This is a genomic window from Lentibacillus salinarum, assembly GCF_042679865.1.
Taxonomy (GTDB): domain Bacteria; phylum Bacillota; class Bacilli; order Bacillales; family Amphibacillaceae; genus Lentibacillus; species Lentibacillus salinarum.
On record NZ_JBHTNH010000058.1, the window covers coordinates 24802 to 40446 of the forward strand.

12 protein-coding genes are annotated in these 15645 nt (G+C 45.0%); 8 read left to right on the top strand and 4 right to left on the bottom strand.

Going from position 1 to position 15645, the window contains the following annotated elements; all coding sequences use genetic code 11:
• Window positions 1–133 precede the first annotated feature (133 nt).
• The 4 genes from ACFQ4A_RS17675 to ACFQ4A_RS17690 are packed head-to-tail and all read right to left on the bottom strand — an operon-like array spanning window position 134 to window position 4008.
• On the bottom strand, window positions 134–1147 hold the full coding sequence (locus ACFQ4A_RS17675; protein WP_382402712.1) for an ABC transporter ATP-binding protein: 1014 nt from the start codon (window positions 1145–1147) through the stop codon (window positions 134–136).
• Window positions 1125–2147, bottom strand: coding sequence for an ABC transporter ATP-binding protein (locus ACFQ4A_RS17680; RefSeq protein ID WP_382402713.1), 1023 nt, complete (start codon window positions 2145–2147; stop codon window positions 1125–1127). Before ACFQ4A_RS17680 ends, ACFQ4A_RS17675 begins: the two co-directional genes overlap by 23 nt.
• A 25-nt stretch (window positions 2148–2172) precedes the next feature.
• Complete coding sequence (locus ACFQ4A_RS17685; RefSeq protein ID WP_382402714.1) at window positions 2173–3093, bottom strand: ABC transporter permease; 921 nt, start codon at window positions 3091–3093, stop codon at window positions 2173–2175.
• A gap of 15 nt (window positions 3094–3108) precedes the next feature.
• A complete protein-coding gene (locus ACFQ4A_RS17690) occupies window positions 3109–4008 on the bottom strand; it encodes an ABC transporter permease (RefSeq protein ID WP_382402715.1) in 900 nt (299 codons plus the stop codon).
• Between the two features lie 963 nt (window positions 4009–4971).
• Here ACFQ4A_RS17690 and ACFQ4A_RS17695 point away from each other — a divergent pair.
• From ACFQ4A_RS17695 to ACFQ4A_RS17730, 8 genes are all read left to right on the top strand, one after another.
• Window positions 4972–6588: a glutathione ABC transporter substrate-binding protein gene (locus ACFQ4A_RS17695; protein WP_382402716.1), complete on the top strand. Its 1617-nt coding sequence runs from the start codon at window positions 4972–4974 to the stop codon at window positions 6586–6588.
• A 286-nt stretch (window positions 6589–6874) separates the two neighbouring features.
• Entirely contained in the window at window positions 6875–8500 is a 1626-nt protein-coding gene (locus ACFQ4A_RS17700) for a glutathione ABC transporter substrate-binding protein (protein ID WP_382402717.1), read from the top strand.
• 322 nt (window positions 8501–8822) lie between these two features.
• Window positions 8823–9797 (top strand): ABC transporter ATP-binding protein, encoded by a 975-nt coding sequence (locus ACFQ4A_RS17705; RefSeq protein ID WP_382402742.1) that lies wholly within the window; start codon window positions 8823–8825, stop codon window positions 9795–9797.
• Window positions 9797–10813 (top strand): ABC transporter ATP-binding protein, encoded by a 1017-nt coding sequence (locus ACFQ4A_RS17710; protein WP_382402743.1) that lies wholly within the window; start codon window positions 9797–9799, stop codon window positions 10811–10813. The genes ACFQ4A_RS17705 and ACFQ4A_RS17710 overlap by 1 nt, the downstream gene beginning before the upstream one ends.
• A 32-nt stretch (window positions 10814–10845) precedes the next feature.
• The gene (gene opp4A, locus ACFQ4A_RS17715) at window positions 10846–12576 is read left to right on the top strand and encodes an oligopeptide ABC transporter substrate-binding protein (protein WP_382402718.1); all 1731 of its coding nucleotides are present in this window, start codon (window positions 10846–10848) and stop codon (window positions 12574–12576) included.
• Between the two features lie 49 nt (window positions 12577–12625).
• Window positions 12626–13588 carry an oligopeptide ABC transporter permease gene (gene opp4B, locus ACFQ4A_RS17720; protein WP_382402719.1) on the top strand — a complete coding sequence of 321 codons (963 nt, stop codon included), beginning with the start codon at window positions 12626–12628 and terminating at the stop codon, window positions 13586–13588.
• 15 nt (window positions 13589–13603) lie between these two features.
• Window positions 13604–14515, top strand: coding sequence for an oligopeptide ABC transporter permease (opp4C, locus tag ACFQ4A_RS17725; RefSeq protein WP_382402720.1), 912 nt, complete (start codon window positions 13604–13606; stop codon window positions 14513–14515).
• 277 nt (window positions 14516–14792) lie between these two features.
• A complete protein-coding gene (locus tag ACFQ4A_RS17730; RefSeq protein WP_382402721.1) occupies window positions 14793–15599 on the top strand; it encodes a LysM peptidoglycan-binding and 3D domain-containing protein in 807 nt (268 codons plus the stop codon).
• Window positions 15600–15645 lie beyond the last annotated feature (46 nt).

A 15645-nucleotide genomic window follows, 5' to 3' on the forward strand; every position in this document is an offset into this window, starting at 1 on the left:
ACTCTAGCGTTTCCATTAAAAAAGTTACCGCATCACATTAGATGCGGTAACTTTTTTGGTTTGACTTACGCCTCGGCTGGATTTGGCGATAGCCGCGTATCTCAGACGAGATGCAATGCCCCCTGCAGCCTGATTAATAATTCGGTTGCATGTCACCTGATACAATTTTTTCAATGTGGTGACAGGCAGCACGATGCCCCTCTTTCATATGATCCACATTGCGTAATTCAGGCACCTCTGTCTTGCATAGTTCTGTTGCAAATGGACATCTTGTATGGAAACGGCATCCAGTTGGCGGCGAGATTGGGGAAGGCACATCCCCTTGCAGGACAATTCGCTCTTTTTTCGCTTCAGGGTCAGGCGTCGGGATTGCAGATAATAAGGCTTTTGTATATGGGTGCTGCGGGTTTTCAAACAACGTTTTCTTGTCTGCAATTTCGACGACCTTACCTAAATACATGACAATAATCCGATCAGAAATATGCCGTACGACACCCAGATCATGGGCAATGAACAGGAACGTTAAGTTAAATTCGCGTTGGAGTTTCTTTAACAGGTTCAATACTTGTGCCTGGACGGATACATCCAATGCTGAAACGGCCTCATCACAGATGATGAGCTTCGGGTCGACGGACAAGGCGCGGGCAATCCCTATCCGCTGACGTTGACCGCCGGAAAACTCGTGCGGGTACCGATCAATTTGCTCGGCATTTAACCCGACTGTCTCCAATAACTCAATTGCCCGTTCACGCCGTTTATCTTTCGGGACGGCATTTTGAATGGCCATGGCCTCTTCTAATATTTTTCCGACTGTCTGTCTAGGATTTAACGAAGCGTAGGGATCCTGGAAGATCACCTGAAGATCTTTGCGCCTTTTACGTAATTGGCTTTTATTCAGTGATAAAAGATCTTCGCCGTCAAATTCAATGGTACCATCTGTCGGTTCATCCAAACGCAAAATGGCACGGCCGGTAGTTGATTTTCCACATCCTGATTCACCAACGACACTTAATGTTTCACCTTCGTATATGTCAAATGATACATCATCCACTGCTTTAACGTGGTTAACGGCTCTTCCTAGGAATCCACCCTTAATCGGGAAATACTGTTTTAAATGATTGACTTTAAGAAGTTCTTTCTCGCTCATTAACGTTCACCTCCGGATCGCCGTCCCAGCGATCAGTATAAATCCAGCAGCGGACCTCACTATCATCATCCTGCTTATCAAGGGATGGCAATTCTTCCATGCAAAGATCTGTCGCGAATGGGCATCTTGGTGCAAAACGGCAGCCTTTTGGCATATCTTTTGCACTTGGGACATTTCCCCTGATCGGCTCAAGTTCATCCACGTCTGCATCATGCCGTGGAATGGATTTTAACAGTCCGACCGTATAAGGGTGTTTAGGGTTTTTAAATAGTGATTTAACGTCCTGGAATTCAACGACTTTACCGCCATACATAACGGCGACATAATCACAGGTTTCTGCTACAACACCCATATCATGTGTAATCATAATGACCGACATGCCAAATTCCCTTTGCAGTCGATTCATTAATTCCAATATTTGCGCCTGAATCGTTACATCTAAAGCAGTCGTCGGTTCGTCGGCAATCAGTAAATCAGGATTGCAGGCCAGCGCCATGGCAATCATGACCCGTTGCCGCATACCACCGGATAATTCATGCGGATATTGTTTGATACGTTCTTCAGGTGCCGGGATACCCACAAGTTGTAAAAGCTCTATTCCTCTTTTAGTGCCATTTTGCTTTCCTAAACCTTCGTGGACCTTAAGTGTTTCGCGTATTTGCTGGCCGATTGTATAAACAGGATTCAGTGATGTCATGGGCTCCTGAAATATCATGGAGATTTCATTTCCGCGTATGTCGCGGATCTCTTTATTACTTGCTTTGGTTAGATCTTCTCCTTTAAAGTTAATTTCCCCGCCCACAATTTTGCCTGGTTTATCAAGCAATTGTAAGATAGACAGTGCCGTAATACTTTTGCCTGAACCGGATTCGCCAACAATTCCGATTGTTTTCCCTTTAGGCAATTTCAAGGAGACACCATCAACGGCTTTAACTTCAAAATCATCAGTTAGAAATGAGGTCCTTAAATCGTTTATATCTAAGATGACTTCTTCACGCATCATGCTCACCTCTTTCGCAAATCTATTAATCTAAATCAACCCGTTTATTAAGGAATTTATAGGAAATATCGACGATTAAGTTAACCAGGACAAATACAACGGCTATAATGAGTACAGCGGCCTGCACAACCGGGAAATCCCGTGCAAGAATGCGGTCAATGATTAACTTACCCATTCCATTAATCGCAAATACAGACTCGGTTAGCACAGATCCGGCAAGCAGGCTCCCGAATTGCAGCCCTACAACAGTGACAACCGGGATGAGTGCATTTTTTAAGGCGTGGCGGTAGATAACCACCCTTTCTTTTAGTCCTTTAGCTCTGGCCGTCCGGATATAGTCCTGGGATATGACATCCATCATACTGGAGCGTGTCATTCTCGCTACAACGGCTGCTCCCATCGTTCCTAGCGTGATGACCGGCATGATAACCTGTTCAGGTGTGCCCCAGCCGGTTGGTGGCAGCCAGCCCAAATTGATCGAAAACCACTGGATTAACATAAGACCAAGCCAGAAGTTCGGCATCGATAACCCGAATAAAGCAACCAGCATAATGCCAATATCTGAAAGCGTATATTGTCTGACCGCGGAAATGATGCCTGCAATTAAACCAAGGAATATACTAAAAATCGTACTGTATACGGCTAATTCGAATGTCACCCAAAACTTCGGCCATAATTCATCCGTTACCGGGAGGCTCGTTCTCCAGGAGTTTCCAAAATCCAACATAGCGGCATCTTTCACAAAATCAAAATATTGTACCGGGATTGGGTCATTTAACCCTAATCGTTCTTCTATTTGTTCGACCGTTTCAACCGGTGCGTTTTCACCGGCAATAATGTGTGCCGGATTACCGGGCGTTAGGTGCATCAAAGAAAACACAAGAATCGTAACACCTATCAAAACAGGAATGAGCTGTAATAAACGACGTACTATAAACTGAAACATGTTTGCACCTACTTTCTACCTTTTCATTTTTGGATCCAGCGCATCACGCAGCCCATCACCGAACACATTAAATGCGAGCACAATCAGCATAATGACCAAACCAGGGAAGAGTGCTATATGACCGGCATCCCACATGTAATCACGTCCATCACTTAATAATGCGCCCAGCTCGGGAGATGGCGGTTGAGCACCCATTCCCAGGAACGAAAGACCACTTGCTGATAGGACGGCAGTTGCTATATAGAGACTGGCCTGAACAATAATGGGTGATAGAATATTAGGTAAAATATGTTTAAAGATAATTCTGATGTCTGATGCCCCTAACGCTTTCATGGCATCAACGTATTCCAGACTTTTCGTTGCCAGGGTGGAGCCCCGTACGATACGTGCGAAGGTTGGTATAGCCGAAATAGCCACCGCAAGAATCACGTTTTGCATATTGGCGCCCAGTATACTAACCAGAGCCAGTGCCAGCAGAATTCCGGGGAAGGCTAATAAGATATCCATCAAGCGCATCATAACGGCATCGATTTTTCCCCCGTAGTAGCCGGAGATGATACCGATCAGAACACCCGCCAGACCACCGATTAGTGTGGCGAAAAAACCGATGGCCATTGTTAACCCAATGCCGTGAATAATCCTAGTGAAAACGTCTCTTCCATGATGATCAGCTCCGAACCAATGCTCGGCAGATGGTGATTCAAGCTTGACACCGTAATCAGGTTCATATGGATCTATACCTGTTAGAAATGGACCAACAATTGCAATAATAATAAGAATAATTATTAGATAACCGCCAATTAAGGCACTTTTATTTTTAGCCAGTTTACTGTAAAAGTCTTTAATAGATCGTTTTATTGGACTGTCTGCTTTTTTAGGTTGGCTTTCATCATTTCTCGCTGGTTCAGCACTCATGTTGTTACCCCCTTATTCTAAAGTAAACTAAATTTGATAAGAATCTGAATTTTAAAAGTAAAAATAGGTTATTTAAAAAACAGTAATGTTCTTATATATTACAATACGCATATAGCGACCTTCAAATTTTTTTGTTTTCTGACAAAAAACGACCCCATTACCCGATAAAATGTTGGATTGTGTCGAATTATGAATCATCGAGCTGCTTAATGAAGAGCGCATTACTGTGGTAAACGTCTGGGATACTAATAACCCCGAAGCACCTTCCAAAAGTATCGACAAAATGTCCTTGTCGGAAAAATTATACCATATGGAATACCAGGATAGGAAGAACATCTCTAGATAAGGTCTTTACTATTTTTAGGTAAAGATTGTTTTCTAAAAGGGTGTTGTTTTTAACACAAAAGCCATAAACTGCGACGTAACTTTATCAGGAATTCCTCCCAAACTTCTGAATTTGAGTAAGTGCTGGTCCATCGCTGTGTACTTGACTAACTTAACTAGTCCGGGTGAGTGGAGGGCGGTGACTCCTGCAAGAATAGCACGTGTCCGAAGACCCCGGAAGAAGCGTTCTTTGCTTCTGAGGAGGCTGAGGCCGTGCCCGCGGAAAGCATCCGCCCGAAGCGATCCCGGACGGTGGGAATAGATACGTACTTATAGAAAACAACCAAGCAGCAGTTATGTCGCAGTTTTTATCAGATGCGAAAATCTAAGGGCAACAAAATTTACGAAAAAAGCCTAGGTAAAAAAATATTTGGAACACAATGTGGGGCATCTCAGATAAATTACAAAAATATAATAGATTGGTATAAACCGTAATCTAACAGCCTTTTTAGTAAATCTTATTAGTCTTATGTAAAAACATTCTTGCTATTTCATAAAATTTGCGATATTTTATTGAAGTATAAACTTTCTTAACCATACTTTTTTTCACATCAAAAACATCAGGAGGTATCAAAAACGATGAGACTAAGAAAGTTCGTATGGCTTTTTTCACTGATAGTGGCAATAGCATTAATACTGGCAGCCTGTGCCGGCGATGGTGAGCCGGATGAGGGGGCCGAGAGCGGATCTGATGCAGCAGGAGAAGGTGATGCCGTTTCAGAATCCGGCGGTGACCTGACGATTGCGATTGGTTCTGATGTTGTGACGTTATCATCACACGGGGCAAACGATATTCCATCCAGTAATGTTCAGGAAAATATTTACGAAACATTGACGGAAATGGATGAGAATCAGGAGATACAGCCCGGACTTGCGGAAGACTGGGAAGAAGTGGATGACACAACACGGGACTTCTATTTGCGTGAAGGTATCACATTCCATGACGGCGCCGAACTGACGGCAGACGTTGTTAAAATGAACTTTGACCGTCTAATGGATGAAGATATTGGGTCACCACGTGCATTTTTGGTGGAAGCTGTCGAAAGTGTGGAAGTGCAGGACGACTATACAGTCCGCTTCAATCTGGAATATGCTTATGCACCGCTTTTGGCCCACTTGGCACATAATGGTACGGCCATCATGAGTCCGGAAGTTATTGAAGAAGACTATGCCCAAATGGAAGAGGGCGGTGATGTCGATAGCTATATCAATCAAAATGCAGCAGGAACTGGTCCGTTTGAATTTGAAGAATGGACACCGGGTGAAAGTGTGGTCTTAACACGTTATGATGATTATTGGGGCGAGAATGCCAAGCTGGATTCGGTGACGTTTAAAGTGGTTGAAGAGCAAAGCACCCGACTTGCTGAGCTGGAAACCGGCACATCCGACGTAGCTGATGCCGTCGGTCCGAATAACTTATCCCGCGTGGAAGGCATGCCGGATGCAAGTCTATTACAGGAACCAAGCATATCGCTATCTTATATCGGATTCAATGTTAAAAAAGAGCCGTTTGATGATAAACGTGTCCGTCAGGCAATTTCCATGGCTGTTGATAAAGAAGAAATCATTGAAGGCATCTACAATGGTGTCGGAATTCCTGCGACCAAACCATTGGCACCATCCATGTTTGGCAACGATGAGTCAGTCGAGGGTTTGGAACATGATCCTGAGCAGGCGCAGGAATTACTGGCTGAAGCTGGATACGAAGATGGCTTTGAAACCACGATCTGGACAAATGACAATGAACAGCGTGTGGACATAGCTGTAACGGTACAGTCACAATTAGAGGACATCGGTATCGACGTTGAGATTGAAGAGCTTGAATGGGGTGCATACCTTGAAAGAACGGCCAACGGTGAGCATGATATGTTTGTCTTGGGCTGGTCTAACGCTACTGCCGATGCCGACTATGGCATGTACCCGCTGTATCACTCATCACAACATGGTGATCCGGGCAACCAGACATTCCTGGATAACGAAGGGGTAGATGAACTTTTGGAGGAGGCACGCCGGGAGACAGACCCTGATGCACGGGAGGAGCTTTACTCAGAAGCTCAGGAACTGCTCGTGGAACAGGCGCCTATGATATATCTTCACCATAAGGAGTTCCTGCTTGGTGTAGACGATTCCGTTAAAAACTTCGGGATCGATCCTCAAGGTATTTACCAAATTAAAGAAGCGTATATTGAAGCGTAATTTTGCCGGATGTGCGGTGAAAATTAGACGGATCCGAATTGGTATCACCCAATCGGGTCCGTTTTTGAGTCAATCACTTTTTCCAGTTTTTTACTAGTTGGTTATTAAAAGGAAAAAATGGCTTTAAAACCTCTCAAATAAATCCATGCCGGTTTAGATTGCAATAGGCTTTAAAAATTTACTAAATTTAGCGTCAAAAACATTCTTGATATTTTGTAAAATTTGATTTATATTTAACTTGATTATAAACTTGCTATAATCAAAAAACAGGGGGGTATCAACGACTATGAAGCCAAATAAGTTCATATGGCTGTTTTCTCTTCTACTAGTACTTACATTCGTGCTGGCAGCCTGTGCCGGCGATGGTGAGCCGGAAGAGGATGCAGGTGAAGAAGGAGAAGGCACAGCTGAAGAAGGCGGAGATGAGTCTGCTTCAGGATCTGGCGGTGATTTGACAATTACGATCGGTGCTGACGTTGTATCGCTGTCAGCACATGGGAATAATGATGTCCCATCCAGTAATGTTCGGGAAAATATTTACGAAACATTAACAACAATGAATGAAAATCAGGAGGTTCAGCCCGGCCTTGCTGAGGATTGGGAAGAAGTGGATGAAACGACCTGGGATTTCCATTTGCGTGAAGGCGTGACGTTCCACGATGGTGCAGAACTGACGGCAGAGGTAGTCAAAACGAATTTTGAACGTATCATGGATGAAGACATTGCTTCTCCATATGCGTTTTTATTGGAAGCCGTCGAAAGTGTGGAAGTACAGGACGACTATACAGTCCGAATCAATCTGGCATATCCATATGCGCCGCTGTTGAGAAATTTGGCACATAGTGGTACAGCCATTATGAGCCCGGACATCATTGAAGAGGACTACGCCCAAATGGAAGAAGGCGGGGATGTAGATGCTTACATCAATGAAAACCCGGTTGGGACAGGTCCGTTCGTGTATGACGATTGGACACCGGGCGAAAGTGTTGTATTAACGCGTAATGACGATTATTGGGGAGAACCGGCAAAGCTTGACTCGGTTACGTTCAAAGTTGTATCCGAGCAAAGCACACGTCTTGCTGAGCTTGAAAGCGGCACATCACACGTAGCTGATGACATTGGGCCGGATAATATATCACGCGTGGAAGGTATGCCGGATGCCGATGTATTGCAGGAACCAAGTGTTTCCCTGTCTTATGTTAGTTTCAACACGCAAAAAGAGCCTTTTGATGATGAGCGTGTCCGTCAGGCAATCTCAATGGCTATTAATAAAGAGGAGATCATCCAAGGGGTCTTAAATGGTGTTGGGATTCCTGCCAATGGGCCATTAGCACCACCAGTATTCGGTTATGATGACTCAGTCGAAGGTATAGAATATGATCCGGAACAGGCACAAGAATTGCTGGCTGAAGCCGGATACGAGGATGGGTTTGAAACAACGATCTGGACAAATGATAATGAACAGCGTGTTGACATCGCTGTAACTGTTCAGTCCCAGTTAGAAGATATTGGCATTGATGTTGAAGTTGAAGAGCTTGAATGGGGTGCTTACTTGGAAAGAACATCTAACGGTGAGCATGATATGTTTATATTAGGCTGGTCGACCGTAACAGCGGATGCCGACTATGGTATGTATCCATTATTCCACTCGTCACAACATGGTACTCCGGGTAATCGTTCATTCCTGGATAATGAAGAGGTTGACGAGGTCTTGGATGAGGCACGTCGCGCAACAGATTCTGAAGAACGCCGAGAACTATACTCAGAAGCGCAGGAAATGCTTGTTGACTTGGCACCGATGCTATACACTCACCACAAGGAGTTCCTACTTGGTGTGAATGATTCTGTTCAAGACTTTGGAATCGATGCACAAGGTATCTATCAAATTAAGGATGCTTATATAGAAGAGTGATTATGAGCATTAGTATGATGCAAAATTGATTAGGACCCGATTTGGCGTAAGCCAATTCGGGTCCTTTTTCCCACCAATTGTAAAAAGATTGCTAAGAAAAATAATAGAGGGCCTTGTTAAATCCTTTTAAATCATATATACTCTAACAAAATAAACAGAAAAATTACAGGTTTATTACATTTTAATTGGACGAAAGTCATATATTATTATAGACAGATAATTTTTAAAAATCAAAAGAGATCGTAATAAAGGGGGATTAACTTTGCCGCATCAACAGCATGATGAAAACATATTACAGATTAACCATTTACATACTGGATTTATGATCGATGGCGAGTTGCACCATGCAGTGGACGACGTCAGCTTTACGGTCAAATCAAAAGAAGTTGTCTGTGTCGTCGGTGAGTCAGGCTGCGGCAAGAGTGTCATGTCTTTGTCCATCATGAATTTACTGCCCAAAGTGAACGCCAGAATCTCGAAAGGCGACATCATCTTTAACGGTGACGATTTAACGCAAAAAACGGATGACGCGATGAATCAAGTCCGCGGCAAAGATATTTCGATGATTTTCCAGGAACCAATGACAGCGCTTAACCCTGTTTTTACAGTCGGGTCACAGCTTCAGGAAGTTCTGTTCAATCATACAACGATGTCAAAAAAAGAAGCACGCGAACGAGCGATTGATCTGTTAGAACAAGTCGGTATCCCCAGACCAGAACAAGTGATTGATGAATATCCGCACCAATTGTCAGGTGGGATGCGGCAGCGGATTATGATTGCCATTTCCATCGCGCTGCATCCTAAATTGCTGATCGCTGATGAGCCGACAACGGCCTTGGATGTTACCGTGCAGGCCCAGATATTGGAGCTTTTAAAATCGATTCAGGAAAAAGAAGATATGGCGATCATGCTGATAACGCACGACTTGGGCGTTGTGGCGGAAATGGCGGATAAAGTGATCGTCATGTATGCGGGTCAAATCGTGGAAACGGCCACTGTCGTCGATTTGTTTACCCAACCGAAACACCCTTATACCAAATCATTAATTGGCAGCATTCCTCGGATGGAGGAATCGACAAAAAAGTTGAGCACGATCGACGGAATTGTCCCATCACTGCAAAATATGCCACAGGTTGGCTGTCGTTTTGCTGATCGCTGTCCGAAGGCATTTGCCGATTGTACGAAGATTACACCAAAACTGGCAGACGTTTCGGACAGCCATCAGGCTAAGTGTCTCCTTTATGAACCCTGTTACCCAGATACAAACACAGCTGGAAAGGAGGAAGTCAACCATTGATCCAGCATACGGTTACCTCCCATTCAGGAAAGAAAAGCCAAAAGAAAGACACCTTATTGGAAATTAAACATCTCAAAAAATATTATCCTGTGACGGCCGGGTTTTTTAAACGAAAAATCGGTGATATTAAAGCGGTGGATGATCTGTCACTGACCCTGAAAAAAGGGGAGACATTTGGGTTGGTCGGTGAGTCGGGATGCGGAAAGTCAACAGCCGGACGAACGATTTTGCGTCTGACGAACCCCACCGAGGGACAGATTATGTTCGATGGCGAGGATATCACGAATTTAACAGGTGCCAAACTGCGTGAGATGCGCCGGAACTTTCAAATGGTATTTCAGGACCCATATGCCTCGCTTAATTCCAAGATGATGGTTGGCCATATTATTGATGAACCGATCCGGAATTATACGCGACAGTCGCATAAGCAACTGGAACAAGAGGTCAATGAACTGCTGAATCGGGTTGGCCTGCGGGAAGAAGATTATTATAAATATCCGCATGAGTTCTCCGGTGGGCAGCGGCAGCGGATCGGCATTGCCCGGGCACTGGCCTTGAATCCAAAATTAATTGTAGCGGATGAGCCTGTCAGTGCTTTAGACGTATCCATACAGTCGCAGGTCTTGAATCTGTTGCAGGAATTGCAGGACGAATTTGATTTGACATATTTGTTCATTGCCCACGATTTAAGTGTTGTGAAACATATGAGTGACCGGATTGGTGTCATGTATCTCGGACGGATGGTGGAAATCGGTGATAATGAGGCGATTTACCGGGAACCGCTGCATCCATATACCCAGGCGCTGACCTCGGCAATACCGGAGCCGGATCCGTTAAAAAAGAAAGAACGGATTATTCTGCAGGGAGATGTGCCAAGCCCGCAAAACCCGCCTTCAGGATGTGTATTTCACACAAGATGTCCGATGGCCATGCCTAAGTGTCAGGAAATCGAACCACAATTGAAGGAGGTGAGGCCGCATCGCCAGGTCGCATGTCTTTTATACGATGAGGACTGATTCATGTCATTAGTTTAAAGGGGGAAGCAAGGGTGAGAAAGAAATTTTGGTTTTTATGCTTACTTGTAATGGCATTATTCTTAGTGTTGGCTGCCTGCTCTGATGGGGCATCCGATGCTGAGGGTGAAGAGGATGAAGCTGGTGAAACAGATGATTCAGGCAATGATGACGAAGCGGAAGTCAATGAGGATGGCTCAATCACATATGCGGTTGACCAGGCGCCTGAAGGCTTGTTTATTGATGGGTTTGCTGGCAGCGCCATCGACGGGGAAATCAATGATATTATCCATGAAGACATGGTAACGACCAACGAAAGCCTGGAATACATCCCGAATCTCACGGAATGGGAAACAGAGGATAACCAGGTCTATACATTCACCCTTGAAGAAGGGGTTAAATGGCACAATGGGGAAGAATTGACGATGGAAGACTGGCAGTTTGCGATCGAAGTTCTGGCCCACCCTGACTATGAAGGTCCGCGTTACAACTATGTACAGGAGATTGAAGGCGCTGAAGAATATAAGGCAGGCGAGGCGGATTCAGTCTCGGGATTTGAAATCGAGGATGATTATACTGCCGTCATTACCTTTAATGACGCAAAAGTCAATAACCTAGAAAATCTGTGGACGACACCGATGCCAAAGGCGGAACTCGAGGATATTCCGGTCGGCGATATGATGGAAGCACCGGAAGTACGGGAAAACCCGGTTGGCCTTGGTCCATTTAAGGTGACGGAAGTTGTTCAAGGGGAGTATGTCACACTTGAACGGTTCGATGAGTATTGGCAGGGTAAGCCAAAATTAGCTGAGCTTACGATCCGTGTCATTGATCCTTCCTTAGTCCAAGGTGCGTTGCAAAATGAAGAAATCGATATTATGGAAATTAATCCAGACGATGTGGAAGACTTGGAGCAATTGGACAACGTTCGGGTAGAAGAGCAAGAAGGCTTGGGCTATTCCTATGTCGGCTTCCGCTTTGGCAGCTACGACCATGACAACCGAACGGCAGTGGATGACTATGATAAGTACGATAGTAAAGAACTACGTCAAGCCATGTTCTATGCGATTGACCGTGAAGCCCTTGTCGATACGTATTTGGCAGGTAAAGCGACCATTGTCAACACACCTGTTCCGTCTGTCCATTGGATTGCAGCCGATGAGTCCGAATTGACGCAATATGACTATGACCCCGACAAAGCCGAAGAACTATTGGAAGAAGCAGGCTATGTCGATGTTAATGACGATGGGTACCGTGAAGATCCGAACGGCGATGAATTTGTTGTGAACTTCAGTCACTATGCGGGTTCAGCCGCTTTTGAAGGCCGTTCACAGGCACTGATGCAAGCCTGGGAAGATGTCGGGCTGAAAACGGAACTGGCAACAGGTCAGTTAATTGAATTCAATACGTACAACGAAATGAAAGACAATGATGACGAAAACATTGAAGTGTTCTTTGGTGCTTGGATTGTCGGCACGGACCCTGACCCATCAGGCTTGTGGCACAGCACGGCGGAATGGAACTATGGCCGCTGGTTAAACGAAGAGTCAGATGAATTACTGGACGAAGGATTGAGTGAGGCATCCTTTGATGAGGATCACCGGGCGGATGTTTATGTTGAGTGGCAAAAACTGTTCAACGAAGAACTTCCTGGACTCCCACTTTGGGAAAACCTTGACTTGTACGGTATCAACAACAGCCTGGAAGGGGTAACGATTGATGCGGTTGGTGTGCGTGACTACCATGAGTGGTATGTGACCGAATAATCAACGACCGAAACAAGCATAATCTGACCGACAATAAGGGGAAATGACGATGTTAGCCTATACATTGCGCAGACTTCTATCCATGATACCGTTACTTATCCTTATCTCCGTTGTCGTATTTTCCCTGGCAAAGTTAATGCCAGGGGACCCCTTCACGGGGGAGATCGATCCGAATAACACGAACGTGGAATATATTGAGGAGATGAGGGAGGAACTCGGGTATAACGATCCGATCCCTGTCCAATACCAGCGCTGGGTCACGAATGTGCTGCAGGGGGATTTTGGGAAATCAACCACCTATAAAAAACCGGTAACAGAGGTCATTGCCGAACGCCTGCCAAATACGATTTTTTTAGCCATCTCGGCTTTAATCATTACATATATTTTAGCCTTTTCGATGGGAATGTATTCCGGAAAAAGACCGTACACGATCGGCGATAATTTAATTGCGTCGTTTAACTATACAGGAATCGCTATTCCACAGTATATTGTTGCCATTGTGGCAATTTACTTCTTTGCTTTTCAGCTCGGCTGGTTCCCGTCAGGTGGATCGGTGACGCCAGGACTGGAACAGGACAGTGTGGCATTTTGGACGGATCGTATTTACCATGTGGTTTTACCGGCGATAACACTCGGATTATTTTCAACGGCTTCTTACACGCAATTTTTACGGAATGATATTGTCCAGAACAGTCAAGAGGACTACGTGCGTAGTGCCAGAGCAAGAGGAACAAAAGAATCGGTCATTTACAACAAGCACATTTTGCGGAATTCGATCATCCCACTTGTAACGTTTTTTGGATTCGACCTGGCCACATTGATCGGCGGGGCGATTATTACGGAAACGATTTTTACCTATCCTGGCATTGGTATGCTGTTTATCGATTCCGTTACAACACGGGATTACCCGGTCGTCATGACGCTGACATTGGTATTTTCATTTTTGACATTAATGGGTAATTTACTGGCCGATCTGTTATATGGTGTAGTCGATCCGAGAATACGTTATTAAGGGGGGGAGCTGTAAATGGAACCGGCAGCGAACACATCATCTGCAAACGCAGCGAAAAAACAATTTGACTCGACATGGACGATTGCACGTAAAAAATTTGTTAAACGGAAATTGGCCATGGTCAGCCTTGCTTTCCTTATTTTTATTATTTTGATATCATTTCTAGCCCCATATATAACGGATACGGACGTCACCCGGATAAATATGACAGAAGTCGATAAAGAGCCATCCGGCGAGTATTGGCTTGGAACTGATCGGAATGGACGCGACGTGCTGGTCAGAACCCTTTATGGCGGAAGGGTTTCTTTGACGATCGGGCTGATATCCATGTTCGCGGTCACGTTGATCGGATCGATTATCGGTTCGGTTGCAGGCTACTTCGGTGGGTGGATCGATAATCTCTTAATGCGGTTTACGGACTTTGTGTTGACCCTACCGTTTTACGTATTCGTTATCGTTCTGAACGCTATCCTGATCGGGTTTGACCGGGTGGCTGGGATGTGGAGTTTGATCATTGTTTTTAGTTTACTCGGCTGGGGTGGTGTCGCCAGAATTGTCCGGAGCAAAATCTTGGCCGAAAAAGAAAATGAATATGTTTTGGCTGCATCATCAATCGGGTGCCGGCCCTCGAAAGTGATTACGAAGCATTTATTTCCGAACGTGATGACCACCGTCATTGTCCAGGCGACCCTATTGCTGGCAGCTTATATTGTAGCCGAGGCCGGGCTCAGTTTTATCGGCGTCGGGGTGCCACCGGATACGCCGAGCTGGGGGAATATGCTGATGGAAGCCAGACAAACGGACGTCTTGCAGGATAAACCGTGGATATGGGTCCCGCCTGCCGTTTGCATCACATTGACGATTCTATCGATTAACTTCGTCGGTGAAGGATTGAAAGACGCCCTTGATCCAAAAACAACCAAATAGATATGCCGCGTCTGGTATGGTCGAGCGTGGTAGAATCATAGATGAGGTCTCTTAAGACAAGCGATCTCATCTTTTTTTGTTTTATGTGACGGCTATGAAGCGTATTTTTGATATCGAAATGAAACAATCTAGGACTTTCGAAATAAATCTATTAAAATTGTAATAATTTCTCGGTAGTCTGGTAATCCTTGTAACAGACTCTTAATTGACCTGTAACTGCACACCCTGTGTACCTGTGTTAGTATGGGCAATGCAGAAATCGAAGGAGGGACTATCGATGAAGAAAATAGTAGCTTCTATTGCTACTGGTGTCGTGCTTGCCGGCGCTACGTTAACAACTGCCTCTGCTGCAGAATACGAAGTCGAAAAAGGAGATAACCTTTGGGGAATCGCCAAGGAATATAATACAACCGTAGATGAGCTCGTTGACATAAATGAACTTAAAACAACTACTATTCAGCCAAAACAGACCCTTTTCATCAATGATATATATACGGTTCAGAAAGGTGATACATTAACTGGAATCAGTGATGAATTTGAGGTGTCGGTTGATGATCTGAAAGACTGGAACAATCTCAAATCAGACATCATTGCGATTGGACAGGAACTTGAACTGAAAGGTGTGAATGTTGATCAGGATGAAACAACAGAAGCATCCGCACCGGAAAGCTCAGCCGATCAAGCAAGCGAGTCGGAACAAACAAGTGATTCGGAACAGGCAACCGAAGCAGAGCAGACGGCTGCCGGCAATGGTGAAGCAAACGGGGAGGCATCTTCCCAAGATAACCCGGACGGCGAAACCGTGTCCGTAACAGCGACAGCATACACAGCTGACTGTGATGGCTGTTCAGGTGTTACATCCACCGGCGTTGACTTGAATGCCAATCCGGATGCCAAAGTCATCGCTGTCGATCCGAATGTGATTCCACTGGGATCAGAGGTTTATGTTGAAGGGTATGGCTATGCCACAGCGGCTGATGTCGGTGGTGCCATTAACGGCGACAAAATTGATGTTCACGTCTCATCAAGAGATGAAGCAAGCAGCTGGGGCGTCCGCACAGTTGATGTCACCATCGTTGAGTAATATAACCCAGAATAACAAGGGGGGGGCATTCGTTAATCGAATGCTC